Here is a 16,509-nt window from a genome sequence, read left to right as displayed (position 1 = left end):
TACTCCATAGCTCAAGCGCCCGTCTTAGATGATGCCCGTGCGTCGCAGGGCGACCAGGTCGGCGCGGCTCAACCCCAGGGAGCCGCAGAAGACTTCCTGATTGTGCTCGCCGAGTTGCGGGGCCTGGCGGCTCAAGGCCCACGGCGTGACCGAGAACCTGGCGGTCGGGCCGGGCATCTCGAACGTCTGGCCGTCGGGCGTCGCGCCCTTCACGAAGAACCCGCGCTCGCGCAGGTGTGGCTCGGCAAGGGTCTCGTCCGCCGTCCGCACCGGCGCACAGGGGATGTGCTTGTCCTGTCCCATCTGGAAGATCTGCTCTTTCGTGTACTGCCTCGTCCACTGGGACACGAGGGCGTCCACCTCGTCCGGGTACTCTTCCGCCATGGCGCGGCGGTCCCGGTAGCGCGGGTTCTTGCTCCACTCGGGCGTTCCCATCAGCTCAATGAACCGTATCCATTCCCCAAGCTGAATCGCGCTGAGGGAGAAATGGCCGTCCTTGCAGGGCAGGAGCGCCTTGGGGTACCGCCCCACGCTGCCACGGCGACCGGAGCGGGTGGCCACGATGCCGCGGTAGATGTAGGTGGGCAGGTTGACCCCCACGTGCAGCGTGGCCAAGACTTCTCCTATGGAGATGTCCACGTGCTGCCCCTCGCCGGTGGCCTCCCGCGCGATGAGCGCCGCAGTGGTCGCCCCCGAGGCGTTGAGTCCTCCCTGGAAATCGCACTGGGTCAGGCCGAAGGCCAGCGGCTCCCTGTCGGAGTCGCCGTTGCCGGCGCTGACACCGCCGATGGCCGCGCAGTTGATATCGTGCCCCGCGAAGTTGCGGTACGGCCCTGTCTGGCCGTAGGGCGTGATGGATGTCATGACAAGCCGGGGATTGAGCTTTTCCATTTCCGCGTACGACAGGCCCCACGCGTCCGTCTGAGGAGGCAGATAACTCTGAACCAGCACGTCCGCGTCCTTGACTAGCCGCATCAGCAGGTCGCGGCCCGTCGGAACCGCGGGGTCCAGCGTGACGCCCCGCTTGTTCGTGTTCAGGAACAGAAAGAGGCCGCTGCGTTCCGGGTGCGGCTGGTCGCCGGGGAACGGCCCGTGCCGGCGCGCCACGTCGCCCTGGGGAGGCCGCTCCACCTTGATCACGTCCGCGCCCATGTCCGCAAGCAGCTTCCCGCAGTACGGCGCGGCGATGTATTCGCCGAACTCTATGACCTTCAGCCCTTTAAGCGCCTGTTCCATAGATGACCCCTGTGCAAGACGTTCGCGGTCTCGTTTCCCACGAGTCCCGCGACTACCAGACCATCCCCCAGACCCCCGTAGAGGGGCGTCGCCCCTCTGAACGCCCTGATATCAGACATTCGAGACAGCGACCAGCAAGCGAAGCGCTGGAACCACCGCGCTAGTACAGTACCTTCCGCTCAATCAGGTCTTCCACACGCTGCTGCGGAAGCCCCAGAAGCCCATGAAAAACGTGCATGTTGTGCTCGCCTATCAGCGGAGCGTGGCGCCGGACTTTGGACGGATTCGCCGTGAGTTTGAACGGCGCGTTCATCACCGCCTGCTTGTTCAGCACCGGGTGCATCACGAAGGTGTACATGTCCCGTTTCTTCATGTGCTCGTCCTCGTACAGGTCCTTGGAGCTGCAGGAGGGCGCCGCCGCGACCCCCGCCTTCTGCAAACGCTCGGTGGCCTGCCAGGGCGTAAGCTGGACCGTCCACGCGCCGATGGCCCCGTCCATGTCCCGCCGGTGCTCCCACCGGCTGAGCTGGTCAGCGAACCGCGCGTCTTTCAGAAGGTCCCGCCTGCCGATGACCCCGCACAACGCCTTCCACTCCGCGTCGTTGGCCACCGCGATGCTGACCCAGCTATCCTCGCCTTTGCAGGGATAGCACTCGCAGGGGGCCATGATCCCGTCCTGGTTCCCCTTCCGCTGCTGCACCCTGCCGTTCATAGTGTAGTCCATGAGCATTTCGCCGATGCTCGCGCTGGGAAGCTCAGCGGAGGCCAGGTCAACGTGCTGCCCTTTCCCCGTGCGAAACCGGTGCTCCAGCGCCACCATGGTGCCCATAGCCGCGCTGACTCCGCTGGCGAAGTCCATGGGCAGCCGCATCTCCACGGGCGGGCCGTCATCGTAGCCGGTCACGTAGCTCAACCCGCTGAGGGCGGAGAAGATGGAGGCGAACCCCAGGTAGTCCCGCTCCGGCCCCACGCTGCCGCGGCTGGACGAAGAGACCATGATGACGGACGGATTACGGGATGCCAGGCTCGCGTAATCCGCTCCCAGCCGGGCCATCACGCCCGGCCGGAAGTTCTGTATCACCACGTCGCATACTTGGGCCAAGCTCGTGACCAGCTCGCGCGCCTCCGGAACGCTCAAGTCCATCGTCACGCTCATCTTGTTCAGGTTCAGGTCGTTGAAGCGCCAGGAATTCTCAAGGTTACCGGGGTTCCGCGTCCGGTTAGTGTCCAGATGCCGGTGGTTTTCGACCTTGATGACCTCCGCGCCGAAGAGGGCCATCAGCAGCGTGGCGTAGGGACCCGCCCCCGCCCACGTGAAGTCCATGATCCGGATGCCGTCCAGTGCGTTCCTCGCCATCGTAATCTCCTGTGCTAGATAATGCCGGCCTCGCGAAGCTGCACGATTTCTTCGCGAGGAATCCCCAGGCGCTGGCGGAAGACCATCTCATTGTCCTGCCCCAGGCCGGGCGCGCTCCGCTCGTAGGCGGCGGGCGTTCCGGAGAACTGGTACGGCACGGTGGGCATGACCACTGGCCCTATGCCCGGGTGGTCCAGAGTGGTAAAGAAGTTGCGCTCCTTGAGTTGCTCGCTGTGCGCCACGTCCTTCGGAGACGCGAACCACCCGACGGGACAGTGGGCCTTCTGCCAGGCATGATAAAGCTCCGGCCCGCTCTTGTCCTTCAGCCACTCCGTCATGTACGCGTTGATGTCCTTCCGATGCTTGGTCCGCCCGTCGCGACTTGCGTACTCCGGGTCCGTCTTCCAGTCCGCGCGGCCGACCAGCTCCGCCAGAGTCCGCCAGTGGTGGTCGTCGAAGGCCATGATAATCATGTGGCCGTCGCGGCAGGGGAAAATTCCCAGGAAGTCGTAGTGCCGGGAGGCGCGCTGCTCCACCACGCCTTCGTTGGGGTAGCGGCCCAGAATCATGCGGTTCAGGCCCATGAGCGCCTCCTGCTTGGAGACGTCCACCTGCTGGCCAACGCCGCTGAAGTTACGGGCAAAGACGGCGAAGAGCGCGGCGGTGGCTGCATTCCACCCCACCTGGTACTCGCCGGCCATGCCTGCTGCCTTGATGGGAGGACGGCCCAGGTAAGCCTCTCCGCTCTGGAGCAGGTAGCCGTCGCCGCCCGCGTGATAGACGTTGAGGGGATAGGCCTTGTAGTCCTTGCGCGGCCCCGTCAGCCCGAACGGCGTAATGGCGACCGCGACAAGGCGCGGGTTCACCTTCTTAAGGTGCTTATATGTCAGGCCGAGCGCGTTGGCCTCTTTGGGTGAGCGATCGGTGACCAGAATGTCAGCGTCAGCTACGAGGCGTCGGAATATCTCCCGGCCCTTGGGCGACGCAATATCCAGCGTGACGCTGTGCTTGTTGGTGTTGACGTACATGAAGAGCGCGCCCCTGTCCGGGTGCGGGATGTCGCGATAGAACGGCCCGCGACGCCGGGCGGAGTCGCCGGCGCCGGGCAGCTCAATCTTCGTGACGTCGGCGCCAAAGTCCCCCAGCAGGCGGGTGCAATAGGGGCCCGCCACCAGGTCGGCCACCTCCACCACCCGCATGCCTTCAAGCGCTTTCGGCATATCAACGTCTCCCTTCAGCTAACAGATGTCGCCTTGCTCACGAAGAGCCTTGATGTCACTGGCCGCGTAGCCTGCTTCCTTCAGGACCTCGTCGGTGTGCTCCCCCAGAATGGGGCTGAGCGTCCGCACCTTCGCGGGCGTCTCCGACAGCTTCAAATGCGTGCCGGCCGTCCGGGTCTTCCCCAGCTTGTGATGGTCCACACTGACGACCATTTCACGCGCCAGGAGCTGTGGATCGCTGAACGTCTCCTGGAACGTGTAAACCGGCCCCACGCAGGCGTCCGCTTCACGGAGAAGGTCAAGCCACTCCTGCCGCGTTTTCGTCAGGAAGGCCTGCTGGTAGGCCTCCAGTATCTCTTTGGTGCGCGGGTTCTCGCGGGGGCTGGCCCTGAACGTCATGTGGTCCGGCAGGTACTGGGTCAGCCCGGTGGCTTTGCACAGCCGCTCCCAGAACCAGGGCTCGCCGGCGTTCACGGAGACGTGCCGCCCGTCTTTCGTCTGGAACACGCGGGACGGCGCGGCGTCGTACTTGGGAGCCGCTCCGTTCGCGAAGTACGCGGCGCCGTAGCGCAGCGCCATGACCATCGCGACCCCGTCCGTCAGCGCGATGTCCACGTACTGGCCCTTTCCCGACTTCTCACGGGCGCGCAGCGCGGCGAGGATGGCGACCGTCGCCGAGAAGCCGCCGATGACGTTGGCCAGCGGAATGGCGGGCGCGATGGGTTTCCCCTCCGGCGTGCAGAGGATGCTCAGAAGGCCACCCGTGGACTCATAGTTGATGTCGTGTCCGGGGTAGTCACGGTACGGCCCCGTCTGGCCGTACCCCGTGATGGCGCAGTAGATGATCCGCGGGTTGATGGCCTTGATAGTCTGATAGCTGATCCCCAGCCGGTCCACGACGCCGGGCCGAAATCCTTCCACCACCACGTCCGCCGTCTTCGCGAGCCGATGGAACACTTCCTGACCGGCCTTGCTCTTCAGGTTCAGGCCGATGCTGCGCTTGTTCCGCTCCACAACCCGCAGAGCGTCACCCCAGTGCTCGCTTTCTTTCTGAGCGGCGGCGCCAGGCGCTTGCACGGCGTGATGGCGGAACTTGGGCTTGGCTTCCTCCACTTTGATGACATTGGCACCCAGGTCCGCCAGAAGCATCGTACAGAAAGGGCCGGGGACCAGCCGGGATAGGTCCAGGACACGGACACCGTCCAGGGATGCGGGCATCGTACCAATCCTCCATCACTCAGCCCCCACGCCTTGACCCTCGGCCCCATGCGCGGGCTGAAAATAAATAGCGCTCAGGCCTTCCGAAGGCGCGGGTCCCAGACGTCGCGGATTGCGTCGCCCAGCAGATTGAAGCCGTACACCGTCAGGCTGATGGCCACACCGGGAAAGATCGCTATCCACGGCGCCTGTTGCAGGTACTCCCTGCCGACACCGGAGAGCATGCCTCCCCATGACGGCAGCGGAGGCGGAATTCCCAGACCGAGGAAGCTCAGCGACGCCTCCACCACTATAGCCTGCCCCAGGCCGGCCGTGGCGACGATAAGGTACGGCGCGAGGCAGTTGGGCATGACGTGCATGACGATAATCCGCAGCGGCGACGCCCCGACCGCGACCGCCGCCTCGACGTACTGGGTCTGCTTGATGACCAGGCCGCTGGCCCGCAGGATGCGGGCGGTGCGCGGCAGGTCCACGATGGCGATGGCGAGAATCACGTTCAGTATGGATGGCCCCATTACGGCGACGATGGCGAGGGCCATGATAAGGCGCGGAAACGCCATCATGGCGTCCACGAAGCGCTGGAACAGGATATCCACTTTCCCGCCCGCGTACCCGCTGATCACCCCTAGCACCGCGCCAACGGTGTGTCCCAGGGCCACCGCCCCGAAGCCCACCAGAAGCGAGACACGAGCCCCCCAGATAATCCGCGAAAGGAGGTCTCTCCCAAAGTTGTCCGTCCCGAGCAAATAGGTGGCGCTCGGCCCCTTGAAGCGGTCGGCGAAGTGGGCCTCAAGAGGATCAAAGGGCGCGACCAGCGGCGTCGCGATGGCGAGCAACGCCATCCCCGTCACCACGACGGCGCCGAACGCTCCCAGCGGCTTCGTGGTAAGAAGCCGGATGATGTTATCGAAGACGCCCGTCCGCCTTCTGCGGAGCAGACCGGCTGATGCGGACGCGTTCAAATCTTGGGATCTCGCCATTGCGCCTTTCTAGCGATACCGGATACGCGGGTCAATCCAGCCGTAGGCGATGTCCACCAACAGATTGACGATGGCGAGCATCAGCGCCACGGCGACGATGATGGCCTGCGTCACGTAGTAGTCCCGGCGGTTGATGGACTCGATCAGGTAGCTGCCCAACCCCGGAATAACAAAAATCGTCTCCACGATGACCGTGCCGCCGAGGAGCACCGCGAACTCCGTCCCCAGAAGCGTGACCACGGGCAGAAAGGCGTTCCGCAGCGTGTGGCGCGCCATGACGACGCGCTCACGCAACCCCTTGGACCATGCGGTGCGGATGTAGTCCTGGCGCAGCACCTCCAGGACGCTGGAGCGCACCATCCTGGTCAGCATGGAGGAGTGGTAGTAGCCCATGGCCATAGCGGGCCAGATCATCTGCTGGAGATTGCTCCAGGGGTCGGCGAAGAACCCCTTGTAGCCCAACGGAGGCATCCAGTTAAAGCCCACGACCATGAACAGCAGAATGAGCGTGGCTATCCAGAAGGTGGGCATGGCGATGCCCCCCACGGTCACGACTCGCAGCACATAGTCCACCCACGTGTCCTGGCGCATCGCCGCGATGACGCCCGCCGGTATGGCTATGAGCGCGGAGACGGCAATCGTGAGGAGCGCCAGCTCCATCGTCCGAGGAATCCGGAGTTGGAGATCCATGATCACGCTGCGCTGGGTGTAGAAGGAAGCTCCGGCGTCCAGCCGCACGAGTCCCCACATCCAGGACAGGTATTGCTCGTAGAAGGGTCTGTCCAGCCCCAGGCTGTGCTGGAGGGACGCTATCTGCTCCTCCGAGGGCGCGCCCGTGTCTCCGGACATGAGCATCACGACCGCCACATCCCCGGGAAGCACGCGCAGAATGCCGAAAATCACGACGGATACCAGCAGGAGCACGGGGACAAGCAGCAGTAAGCGACGCAGGATATACCGGTACACAGATAGACCCCTCAGCCGTTTAGCGAGATGCCGCTCCAGACATGGCTAGTGTCCTGAGCTATTAATCCGTTGCATAATTCGAGCGCCCTGGTGCTCGGAGTTCACACCCTTGCGGACGGCAGTACCTCACCCCCTCGATCCCCCTCCCCTAGATTAGGAGAGGGGGATGAAAGGAGAATCTGGGGACACCCCAGACCCCGGCGGGGCTGTGCCCCCTGCACCCCGCGGCTTTATGCCACGGATATCCAGGACAGGACACTAGCAGAGGGCCTCCAGCCCCGAACGTGCGCCACGGGTTACTTGTCCAGCCAGACCATCGGGTAGCGGTTCAGCGCATAGATGTTGGTGCCGATCGTCAGCCCTTTGACGTACCTGGCTTTCCCCAAGAGCTGGTCTTCCCAGTACGGGAGGATGGCGGGCACGTCTTGAATCAGGATGTCGTCAATCTGCTGAATAAGCTGGAAGCGTTTGGCGGGGTCCACCGCCTCTGCCTGAAGCTTCATCAACTCGTCCAGCTTCGGGTTGTAGTAGTTAACATAGTTCTGGGCCGCGCCCTTGATCCACTTGCGGCCCACATCCACGATATCATCGTCGGTGTACGCGTTGCGCGAGGTGTTCATCGCAAACTGCTTGGCCCGCTGGATTTCCACAGTCCGCGCCCGCGTGCTTGACTTCACTGTCGCCTTCAGCCCTATCAGTTGGAGCTGGGTCTGCATGTACTCAGACACGGTCACCACATCCTCGCGGGCCTCAATGACTACCTCCGCCCCTCCGGCCTTCGCGGCGGCCACAAGCTCCCTGGCCTGCGCCAGGTCCGCCGTCTTGTCCTTCCTGTAGCCGGGTAGCTTCTCAATGTCCGCTTGCGGCCTGGCCCAATCCCCACCCGGCTGCACGAAGGTACCCACGGTGGCGGCGCCTTCCCCAACAACATCAATGGCCTGTTGCCGGTTGAAAGCGAGGCTGACCGCCTGCCGCACGCGCACGTCGTCAAACGGCTTCACCGTCGCGTTCAGATGGAACCACGGGCCTCCCAGTCGCGCCTGCTTGATGATTTCGATATTCAGGTTCCCCTGCGTAGCGGTCTTGGCCTCTGAAGGAGTCAGCCTGCGCGACGAGTTCGCGAAGTCCACCTTCCCCGTCCGGAGCGCGGCCACCGCAGTGGACTGGTCCTTGATGATGAAGAACATGAGGCCGTCCAAATAGGGCTGCCCCTGCACGAAGTAGTCCGGGTTCCGGACAAGCTCCATGTGGCTTCCCGGCTCAAAGGACTTGAACTTGAAAGGCCCCGTGCCCATGACGGTGGTCTTCATGTTCTTGTTGACTTCCAAGATGTGCTTGGGCTGGACGCCGAACCACTCCACGGCGAACCGCGGCAGGAAGGTCACATCAATCTGGTCGAAGGTCAAGCGCACCGTCTTGTCGTCCAGCTTTTCAATCTTGGTCACCGGCTTGAACGTGTCCTTCCGAGACGCGATGTAGCCCTCTGGTGGTGACTTCTGCAGGTTCAACGCATAGACCACGTCGTCCGCCGTGAAGGGCTTCCCGTCATGCCACTTGACGCCGCTCCGCAGGCGGAACGTGAACACCTTGCCGTCCGGACTTACCTCCCACTTCTCAGCCAGGTCTCCCATGAGCGCGGTAGGCTTGGCCGGGTCATTGGCGATGAGGTTGTTGTACGCGGGCGTCACGAGCACCAGCGTCGTGGAGCCTTCCGTCTGGTAGAAATCGAAGTTCTCGGGGTCCGCGCCGGTGGCGATGCGGAACACGCCGCCTCGCTTCGGGGCCGTGCTTGCCGCCGCCTGCGCGGCGGGTTGCGCGGCGGCCGGGGCGGGGGTGGGCCGGGAGGCCGGCGCCGCCGCCGGGGCGGCGGGAGCGGGAGCCGCGGGGGCCGCCGCCGGGGGCTGCCGGGGCGCTGCGGCGGGAGCCGAAGGTTGCTGGGACGCTGGAGCAGGGGCTGGGACCGCCACGGGCGCGCATGCGGCCAGCAGCAATGAGGCAACGATCAGGCTGCCCAGATACGCTTTCCGAGACACTATTCCGTGCATACTTGCCTCCCACAACGATACTAAGATGCAACGACTGGACTGGGACTTCGGTTGTAGCCAGGTGCGACGGTCAACGCCGGAGCATGGTATTATGGCGCCGCGCTTGCACGCGGAGAGTACCTTTCTTTCGCCCCTTTGTCAAGGGATGGCACGGCAGAAAACCTCGCCTTTTTCTCGATTACGCAGTAAGGAGCACGGGAGGCCGCATGAAACTCAAAGGCAAGGTGGCATTGGTGACCGGCGCGGGGCGCAACATGGGTAAAGCGACAGCCCTAGAACTGGCGTCCCTGGGCGCGGATGTAGCCGTCAACGCCCGCGTCCTCGTTGACGCAGGCTATCTCACTTGCCAGTCCATTCAGCTACTACAGCGTGCAAGGCCCTGGTCCCGGGGCTACGAGCCACACAACAGGAGAGAGGGCGGTGCGCCACGCACCGCCCTCTCTTTTTCCGTCAGCGCCAGACGGAGGTCGATACATCCTTCGGGGTCAGGGTTAGAGAGACTTCCAGGCGGTCTTGCCGTCCAGCCGCACCACTTTGCCGACGCTGTCGGGAAGCCAGAAATGGGACGCCGCCACAGTCATGTTCTCATCGGCCAGGCGCTGGGTGACCTTGCGGCGGGTCTTGCGCGCATCGTCCTTGTTTATGTCGCCGCCCGGGCACCAGTCCAGCTCCGAGACCTGCGCGGGGCTGTGGTACACGTCGCCCACAATCATGCCCTTGTGCCCCGCGGAGCTGATGATAACGCTCAGATGGCCTGGGGTATGGCCAGGGGTGTAGAGAGTCTTCAGCTCCGGCGTGACCGCAAAGTCACCCTCCACGAGCTGCGCGACACCCAGGTTAAGCAAAGGCGTCGCCTGAGACAGAGGGGCATAGGCGGGGTTGGTCTTGCTGAAATGCTCGTAGTCTCCCTTGGGGATGTAATACTTGGCCTTGGGAAACGTAGGCCGGGCATTCGCGCCCGCGCCCATCACGTTCCACCCCATGTGATCGCCGTGCATGTGTGTGATGATGACGGTGGACACATCCTCGGCTTTCACCCCTTTGGAGGCGAGATGGTTCATGAGTTGCCCCGTGGCGCCGCCAAACCGCTCGTGCGGGCCGGGGCCAAGTCCGGAGTCCACCAGGATGGTCTTTCCCGAGGAGCGCAAAAGGAAGAAACAGAAGTTGGTGCGGAACTTGCCGTTCTGGTCCAGCCACTGCTTGTAGGGGGCCCAGGCCTCCGGGGGTACGTCCGGAAAGAAACGGGTCGTGTCAAATGGGGGCGGCGCCGCGTCCACAAAGACCGTGATCTCAACGTTGCCAATCGTAACCTTGTCAGCCATGACGACCTCCTGCACTAAACTTTGCCGCACATGAAATAGCCGTGAAACGGCTCTGCCGCGCCAAGCATAAAGACCGTTCTGAGCAGTGTCAAGCCTTTTGCGCTATCCCACGGCCAGAAAACGGCAAAAAGAAGCAGGGCCGCGTGCTCGCCAGAGCGTTGGGCCGCAACGCGACCCACGTATGGCAATTCCTTGCGTCCTCCGCTTGACACGGCGCTCGCTGACACCTACAATCGCGGGCATACTGGTCAGCATGGGATATAGCTTCCTGCGAGAGCGCCCCGGCGCCTTCCGCGGGTGTACGCCAGAGCACCCACGGCGGAATGGGCATGGCCGTACTCTGTCCCGTGCCCAGTGTGTCCCGCAATAACGCGGCCACGGGCGATTCCCAAGTACACAAGGAAGGCTTTCCACAGACATGGAGAAACTAAAGGCCCGCCGAATTTTTCTGGAAGAAGATGCCGAGGCCGCCTTCGAGGACGCCTACGGGAAGGGCTGGACGGACGGCCTGCCCATCATCCCGCCTACCTCGGCGCGCGTAGAGCGCATGATGGCGACAGTGGAGCGCGCGCCTGACTACGTCGTCGCCACGCTGCCGCCGCGCAACGGCGCAGCCACTGTGGAGCGCATCGCGGCCAACGCCGTCATGGCGGGTTGCAGGCCGGACTACCTGCCGGTGGTCGTGGCCGCGGTGGAGGCCATTGCGCAGCCGGAGTTCAACCTGTACGGCATCAACTCCACCACAAGCCCTGTAACCCCTTTGCTTATTGTCAACGGTCCCGTGCGGCACATGGTAGATTTGAACAGCAGCTACGGCTTCTTCGGGCCGGGCTGGCGCGCCAACGCCACCATTGGGCGAGCGGTCCGGCTGGCCCAGCTCAACATCGGCGGCTCCATCCCCGGCTCGGTGAGCAAGTCCACCATGGCCCAACCGGGGCGCTACTCCCTGTGCATGGCCGAGTACGAGGAGCGCAGCCCCTGGCCTCCCCTGCACGTGGAGATGGGACACCCGCGGGAGGAGAGCACTGTCACCGTCACCGCGGCGACGAGCACGGTCAGCGTGTCCGACGTGTGGAGCAGGGACGCGGAAGGCATCCTGGTCACGATGACCTCGTCTATGGACTGGCCTGGCATCCCCTCGCTGCGGTACTTCTCGGGCCAGCCTCTGCTCGTCCTCAATCCGGACCACGCCGCCATCTGCGCCCGCGACGGCCTGTCCAAGGAGGACGTCAAGCGCGTGCTGTACGAGCGCACCAGCCGGATTCCGCTGTCGCGGTTCGCCAAGGCGGAGCAGCAGCGCCTCACAGAGGACCGGCGCGTGCGCGACGGGCACGTGGCGCTGGTGCCGGGGCCGGAGTACTTCATGGTGGTGGTGGCCGGCGGCCACGGCGGCTTTCACTCCACCTTTGTGCCCACCTGGGCCCAGTCCCAGCCCGTCACCCGAGTCATTGACACACGGCGCATCACCCCAGTGTCCAACTCCTAGCGCAGCGCCTCACGGAGGAAAATCAAATGACACGCGTTGAAGTTATTGACCCCGTAGCGCCGTCCCCGGGCAACGTGAAGCAGGCGGCGCCCCGCGTCGCGGACCTGCGGGGCAAAGTCATCGGCGTGCGAAGCTACTGGCCCAACTTCTTCGTCTTCGTGGAGCGCATCCAGGAGCGTCTGCGCTCGGAGACCAAGGTCGGCGACGTGCGCATCATCTCGGTGGAGGAGGAGCGGGCCGACAGGATGCACACCCAGACCCGCACGTCCGCCACCGCGATGCCGAGCAGCGTGGACGCCCTTTCGCCCCAGAAGTATGCCGCCTTCGCCCAGGGCATAGACACCGCCATCTCCGGTCTGGCCGCCTGAGGCTCCTGCACAGCGTGGTGTATCCACGACGCGGTCTCGCTGGAGGAGAAAGGCGTACCCACCCTCATCCTGGTGACGTCCGAGTTCGTCACCCTGGCGCAGGCCTGCCTCAAGGCCAAGGGCTACGCCCACCTGCCGATGGTGGTACTGCCCCATCCGTTCGAGACGCTGCCCAGGGACGAGGTGCGCCGCATTGCGGACGAGCGCTTCGAGGAGATCGTCCAGAAGATGACCATGCCGGTGAAGCAACCGGCTCCGGCGGGGCCGTAAGCTAGCGTTTGAGGGGAGTGGGAGACAAGCCCTTGGCCCAGTACGCGCTGCGCCGCCTTGCTTTGCTTGTGCCCGTCCTTCTGGGAGTGTCGCTCATTGTCTTCTTCATCCTGCGCATCATCCCCGGCGACGTGGCCCGCCTGATGCTCGGTGACCTAGCCACCCCTGAGGAGCTGGCCAGCTTCCGCCAGTCCATGGGACTGGACAGGCCCCTGTGGGAGCAGTACCTGACGTGGGTAGGGAATATCCCGCGCGGCGACTGGGGGACCTCGCTCTGGACCAAGCGCACCGTGCTGGAAGAGTTCAGCAGCTCGCTGCCCGTGACCCTGGAGTTGGCGGCCTTGGCCGTGCTTGTGGCGGTATGCTTCGGCGTGCCGCTGGGCGTCCTGTCCGCCGTAAGACAGGATACTTGGATTGACTATGTCAGCAGGCTGCTCAGCATCAGCGGACTCGCCATGCCCGGCTTCTGGCTGGGCACACTGCTGTTGCTCGTCCCATCGCTGCTCTTCCAGTGGGTGCCTCCCCTGGTTTACGAGCCGCTCACGCGCGACCCCCTGACGAATCTGCAGCAGTTCTTCCTGCCCGCCCTGGCGCTGGGCGCCTCCATGGCCGCCCTCATCGCGCGGCTGATGCGCTCGTCGTTGCTGGAGGTCATGCGCCAGGACTATATGCGCACCGCATGGGCGAAGGGACTCCAGGAGCGAGCGGGCATCACCCGGCACGCGCTGAAGAACGCGGCCATACCCGTGATCACGCTGGTCGGCAACCAGTTCGGGCACTTCCTGGGCGGCGCGGTAATCATGGAGACGATCTTCTCGCTCCCCGGCGTGGGCCGCCTGACGGTGGACGCCATTCACCAGCGGGATTTCGTCCTTGTGCAGGGCGCGGTCGTGCTGCTGGCCCTGCTCTTTACCGTCATCAACCTTCTCGTTGACCTCACGTACAGCTATCTTGACCCGCGCATACGCTATCAGTAAAAGGAGGGCTTTCATGTTCCACGGATTGTCTCGCGTGCTATCCAACCCATGGGCTACCCGCCTCGTCGCCGCCGCCGCGCTCGTTCTCACCGCGTGCGCCGCGCCCGCGCAAGCCCCTGTGCCCACGCAGCCGGCGGCCACTGCTCCCCAGGCCGCGCCGACGACCGCTCCGGCGACGCCGTCCGCCTCAAGCCGGGCCACGCCCGTGCCCACACCTCGGCTGGAGCCTACGCCCGCCATCGCCAACGCGACGCCCACGGCGGTGTCGCGGGGGCCGAAGCGCGGCGGAACGCTGACGCGTGCGGTGGCAGTCGCACCGCCCACGCTTGACCTCAACTTCACCGGCAGTTCCACGGTCTTTGAGATCATCGGCCTCACCCACAATGGGCTGTTCTATTCCGACGCCCAGTTGTCCAACGTCAAGGACCTGGTCGAGTCCTGGGAGCAACCCAACGAGACCACATACGTGTTCCACCTGAAGAAAGGCGTCCGCTTCTCCAACATTCCGCCCGTCAACGGGCGGGAGATAACCGCGCAGGATGTGGTCACGGACTTCAAACGCAAGCGTCAGGAGATTCCAGGTCTTCCGCCCATGAACCTGGTGGCCCGGACCTGGTTTGAACCTCTCAAGAGCATGCAGGCTACCGACCCCTATACGATCACGGTGGAGACAAAGGAGCCTTACGCCCCCTTCCTGACCTACCTGGCCCACGCCTACACCGTCATCTATCCCCAGGAGTCGTACATCGGCCCACGCGGCCCCGCCTACGACCTGACGAAGATCGCTATCGGCACGGGCCCCTTCACTGTAGCCAGCTTCACGCCCAACGTGGAGTTCACCCTTGAACGCAATCCGGCCTACTTCGAGAAGAACCTGCCCTACCTGGACAAAATCCGCGGCGTCATCATCCCGGACGCCTCCACTCGCCTGGCGGCGTTCCGCGCCGGGAGGGTGGACCTCATCCAAGGCGACAAGTCCCAGTATGACGCCGCCCGCAAGACCGTGCCCAATATGGTCGCCGTCAAGCGCCGCGAGTTCCACAACGCTCTGTTCATGAACCCCACAAAGAAGCCGTTCGACGACATGCGCGTGCGTCAGGCGGTCTCCCAGTGCATGGACAGGGAGGCGCTGATACAGTTCGTGGTGGACGGCGACGGCGACCTGGCGGGCGTCCCCACGCTGCGCACGGGCTATAGCCTGCCCAAGGATGATCTGGCCAAGCTCTACAAGCGGGACGTAGCCGGCGCCAAGCAAAAGCTCGTCGCCGCCGGCTATCCCCAGGGCTTCGCCTTCAAGCTCAACGCCACCGTCCGTCAGCCCATTGCCGTGCAGAACATGACGGTCATCAAGGACCAGCTCAAGGACTGCGGCATCACCGCCAACATAGAGGTACTTGAGTTCCCCGTGTTCCTGGACCGGCGCGAGAAGGGGGACTGGGACGCAATCTCCCACGGCCATCCGCCGGAGGCGGAGCCGGACCGCAACATGGTCACCGTCTATGCGAAGGGCTCACCGTACCAGATTGACGACCCGGAGCTGCAGAAGCTGCTGGACCAGGAGAGACGGATTACGGACGACAAGAAGCGGGCGCAGGCTGTGCTGGACCTGGAGAGAAAGGCCATCGAGAAATCCTACGCGGCCTGGACCTATTACTTTTATGTGTACGTGATGATGTCGCCACAGGTGAAGGACTACGCGGAGCCTATCCCCACCGCCCAACACCTTCAGCGCTGGGCCTGGTTGGACAGGTAGCGGTGTGAGCATCTGGAATCGCTCGCGCACCGGAGCGCGGGACAGGTGACGACCAGGCAGGCATCGTCATGGCGATGAGCGACACGGCTACCCTGGAGGTCCAACGGAGGCGGCGTCCCGCCGTCTCCATTGTCCAAAGCGTGGCGGGCTTTGCGCAATGGAAGCCCCTGGGGGCCGTGGGCGCGGCCATCCTGCTGCTAGTGATAGCCGTCGCCATCGCCGCGCCCTACATCGCGCCCAGCGACCCGCTGACGCTGCGCGCGGCGCACCGCTTCGAGCCACCCGGAGCGGACTTCCTGCTGGGCACGGACAAGTTCGGGCGCGACATCCTCAGCCGCGTCATCCACGGCGCGCGCATCAGCCTGTGGGTGGGCATCGTCTCCGTGGGGATTGGGACGGGCCTGGGATCTGTCATAGGGGTGATCTCCGGCTACGCGGGCGGCCGGGCCGACCTGCTAGTGCAGCGGGCCATGGATGCGATCCTGGCCTTCCCAACCCTCATCCTGGCCATCACCATCACGGCCGCCCTCGGCATCAGCACGACCAACACCATGCTGGCTATCGGCATCGTCATGATTCCCCAGGTCAGCCGCGTGGTCCGGTCCACGACTCTGGCGGTGAAAGAGCACCAGTTCATCGAGGCCGCCCGGGCCGTGGGCTGCGGGCGCCTTCGCATCGTGCTCCGGCACGTCGCCCCTAACGTGGCCGCTCCCATTATCATCATCGCGACCGCCGGCTTGGGCTCCGCCATCCTCACCGAAGCCTCGTTGAGCTTCCTGGGCCTGGGCACGCAGCCGCCCACGGCGTCCTGGGGCGCCGACCTCTCCGGCCTGGGCCGCGAGTACTTCGAGCGCGCGCCGTGGATGGCCGTGTTCCCCGGTGTGGCGATAACCCTGGTGGTGCTGGGCTTCAACCTGCTGGGCGACGCGCTGCGGGACGTATGGGACCCGCGGCTGCGCGGTCGGTAGGCGCGGCTGCCGATGACACGCAGGATAGAGGAAACGATGAAGCTGAAAACGGCGGCGCAAGCGGCAGAGCTCCTGAACCCTGTCGGCGAGATAGAGCTCGTGGACATGGGGCTGGCGGAGCGGCCCGCGGACCTGAACGGGCTGCGCATCGCGTTCCTGGACAACAGCCGCCCGAAGGCGGACCTCTTCCTGGCCCGCGTGGAGGAGCTGCTGACGCAGCGCTACAAGTTCGCACAGGTGCTGCACCTGCGCAAGAACACCGCCAGCTCCCCCCATCCGGACCTGCCCGCGGTCATCAGGAGCACGGACATGGTGGTGGAGGCCTTCGCGCAGTGAGGGGGCT

At 64.6% G+C, this 16,509-nt stretch carries 15 protein-coding genes and 1 pseudogene; 8 read left to right on the top strand and 8 right to left on the bottom strand.

Going from position 1 to position 16,509, the window contains the following annotated elements; genetic code table 11:
* Positions 1-24 precede the first annotated feature (24 nt).
* The 7 genes from Q7T26_02960 to Q7T26_02930 form a co-directional block, all read right to left on the bottom strand.
* A complete protein-coding gene (locus Q7T26_02960; protein MDO8531116.1) occupies positions 25-1,236 on the bottom strand; it encodes a CoA transferase in 1,212 nt (403 codons plus the stop codon).
* A 160-nt stretch (positions 1,237-1,396) separates the two neighbouring features.
* Positions 1,397-2,593: a CoA transferase gene (locus tag Q7T26_02955; protein ID MDO8531115.1), complete on the bottom strand. Its 1,197-nt coding sequence runs from the start codon at positions 2,591-2,593 to the stop codon at positions 1,397-1,399.
* 14 nt (positions 2,594-2,607) lie between these two features.
* Complete coding sequence (locus tag Q7T26_02950) at positions 2,608-3,813, bottom strand: CoA transferase (protein ID MDO8531114.1); 1,206 nt, start codon at positions 3,811-3,813, stop codon at positions 2,608-2,610.
* A gap of 18 nt (positions 3,814-3,831) precedes the next feature.
* Entirely contained in the window at positions 3,832-5,031 is a 1,200-nt protein-coding gene (locus Q7T26_02945) for a CaiB/BaiF CoA-transferase family protein (GenBank protein MDO8531113.1), read from the bottom strand.
* 74 nt (positions 5,032-5,105) lie between these two features.
* Positions 5,106-6,011: an ABC transporter permease gene (locus Q7T26_02940; GenBank protein MDO8531112.1), complete on the bottom strand. Its 906-nt coding sequence runs from the start codon at positions 6,009-6,011 to the stop codon at positions 5,106-5,108.
* Between the two features lie 9 nt (positions 6,012-6,020).
* Positions 6,021-6,977 (bottom strand): ABC transporter permease, encoded by a 957-nt coding sequence (locus tag Q7T26_02935; protein MDO8531111.1) that lies wholly within the window; start codon positions 6,975-6,977, stop codon positions 6,021-6,023.
* A 296-nt stretch (positions 6,978-7,273) separates the two neighbouring features.
* Positions 7,274-9,022 (bottom strand): ABC transporter substrate-binding protein, encoded by a 1,749-nt coding sequence (locus tag Q7T26_02930; GenBank protein ID MDO8531110.1) that lies wholly within the window; start codon positions 9,020-9,022, stop codon positions 7,274-7,276.
* A 206-nt stretch (positions 9,023-9,228) separates the two neighbouring features.
* On the opposite strand from Q7T26_02930, the pseudogene Q7T26_02925 reads away from it, so the two are divergent.
* Positions 9,229-9,333, top strand: a pseudogene (locus Q7T26_02925) (beta-ketoacyl-ACP reductase).
* A gap of 180 nt (positions 9,334-9,513) precedes the next feature.
* Here Q7T26_02925 and Q7T26_02920 read toward each other — a convergent pair.
* On the bottom strand, positions 9,514-10,344 hold the full coding sequence (locus Q7T26_02920; GenBank protein ID MDO8531109.1) for an MBL fold metallo-hydrolase: 831 nt from the start codon (positions 10,342-10,344) through the stop codon (positions 9,514-9,516).
* A 418-nt stretch (positions 10,345-10,762) separates the two neighbouring features.
* On the opposite strand from Q7T26_02920, the gene Q7T26_02915 reads away from it, so the two are divergent.
* From Q7T26_02915 to Q7T26_02885, 7 genes are all read left to right on the top strand, one after another.
* Positions 10,763-11,830 carry a hypothetical protein gene (locus tag Q7T26_02915; GenBank protein ID MDO8531108.1) on the top strand — a complete coding sequence of 356 codons (1,068 nt, stop codon included), beginning with the start codon at positions 10,763-10,765 and terminating at the stop codon, positions 11,828-11,830.
* Between the two features lie 26 nt (positions 11,831-11,856).
* Positions 11,857-12,198 (top strand): hypothetical protein, encoded by a 342-nt coding sequence (locus Q7T26_02910; protein MDO8531107.1) that lies wholly within the window; start codon positions 11,857-11,859, stop codon positions 12,196-12,198.
* Between the two features lie 72 nt (positions 12,199-12,270).
* The gene (locus tag Q7T26_02905) at positions 12,271-12,468 is read left to right on the top strand and encodes a hypothetical protein (protein ID MDO8531106.1); all 198 of its coding nucleotides are present in this window, start codon (positions 12,271-12,273) and stop codon (positions 12,466-12,468) included.
* Positions 12,469-12,500: 32 nt separating this feature from the next.
* Positions 12,501-13,445, top strand: a complete 945-nt coding sequence (locus Q7T26_02900; GenBank protein ID MDO8531105.1) for an ABC transporter permease — start codon at positions 12,501-12,503, stop codon at positions 13,443-13,445.
* A 13-nt stretch (positions 13,446-13,458) separates the two neighbouring features.
* Positions 13,459-15,198, top strand: coding sequence for an ABC transporter substrate-binding protein (locus Q7T26_02895; GenBank protein ID MDO8531104.1), 1,740 nt, complete (start codon positions 13,459-13,461; stop codon positions 15,196-15,198).
* A 68-nt stretch (positions 15,199-15,266) separates the two neighbouring features.
* Positions 15,267-16,166, top strand: coding sequence for an ABC transporter permease (locus tag Q7T26_02890; protein MDO8531103.1), 900 nt, complete (start codon positions 15,267-15,269; stop codon positions 16,164-16,166).
* A gap of 36 nt (positions 16,167-16,202) precedes the next feature.
* A complete protein-coding gene (locus Q7T26_02885) occupies positions 16,203-16,502 on the top strand; it encodes a hypothetical protein (protein MDO8531102.1) in 300 nt (99 codons plus the stop codon).
* Positions 16,503-16,509: the final 7 nt, after the last annotated feature.

The organism is Dehalococcoidia bacterium (assembly GCA_030648205.1).
Lineage (GTDB): Bacteria > Chloroflexota > Dehalococcoidia > JAUSIH01 > JAUSIH01 > JAUSIH01.
Note: the sequence above shows the minus strand (reverse complement) of the source record. Positions and strands in the feature narration are given on the sequence as shown.

Excerpts from the sequence above, each read along its gene's own strand:
- Q7T26_02945 (MDO8531113.1), bottom strand. The coding sequence starts at position 5,031 with ATGCCCGCATCCCTGGACGGTGTCCGTGTCCTGGACCTATCCCGGCTG.
- Q7T26_02930 (MDO8531110.1), bottom strand. The coding sequence starts at position 9,022 with ATGCACGGAATAGTGTCTCGGAAAGCGTATCTGGGCAGCCTGATCGTT.
- Q7T26_02885 (MDO8531102.1), top strand. The coding sequence starts at position 16,203 with ATGAAGCTGAAAACGGCGGCGCAAGCGGCAGAGCTCCTGAACCCTGTC.
- Q7T26_02910 (MDO8531107.1), top strand. The coding sequence starts at position 11,857 with ATGACACGCGTTGAAGTTATTGACCCCGTAGCGCCGTCCCCGGGCAAC.
- Q7T26_02960 (MDO8531116.1), bottom strand. The coding sequence starts at position 1,236 with ATGGAACAGGCGCTTAAAGGGCTGAAGGTCATAGAGTTCGGCGAATAC.
- Q7T26_02915 (MDO8531108.1), top strand. The coding sequence starts at position 10,763 with ATGGAGAAACTAAAGGCCCGCCGAATTTTTCTGGAAGAAGATGCCGAG.
- Q7T26_02895 (MDO8531104.1), top strand. The coding sequence starts at position 13,459 with ATGTTCCACGGATTGTCTCGCGTGCTATCCAACCCATGGGCTACCCGC.
- Q7T26_02920 (MDO8531109.1), bottom strand. The coding sequence starts at position 10,344 with ATGGCTGACAAGGTTACGATTGGCAACGTTGAGATCACGGTCTTTGTG.
- Q7T26_02955 (MDO8531115.1), bottom strand. The coding sequence starts at position 2,593 with ATGGCGAGGAACGCACTGGACGGCATCCGGATCATGGACTTCACGTGG.
- Q7T26_02890 (MDO8531103.1), top strand. The coding sequence starts at position 15,267 with ATGGCGATGAGCGACACGGCTACCCTGGAGGTCCAACGGAGGCGGCGT.
- Q7T26_02950 (MDO8531114.1), bottom strand. The coding sequence starts at position 3,813 with ATGCCGAAAGCGCTTGAAGGCATGCGGGTGGTGGAGGTGGCCGACCTG.
- Q7T26_02940 (MDO8531112.1), bottom strand. The coding sequence starts at position 6,011 with ATGGCGAGATCCCAAGATTTGAACGCGTCCGCATCAGCCGGTCTGCTC.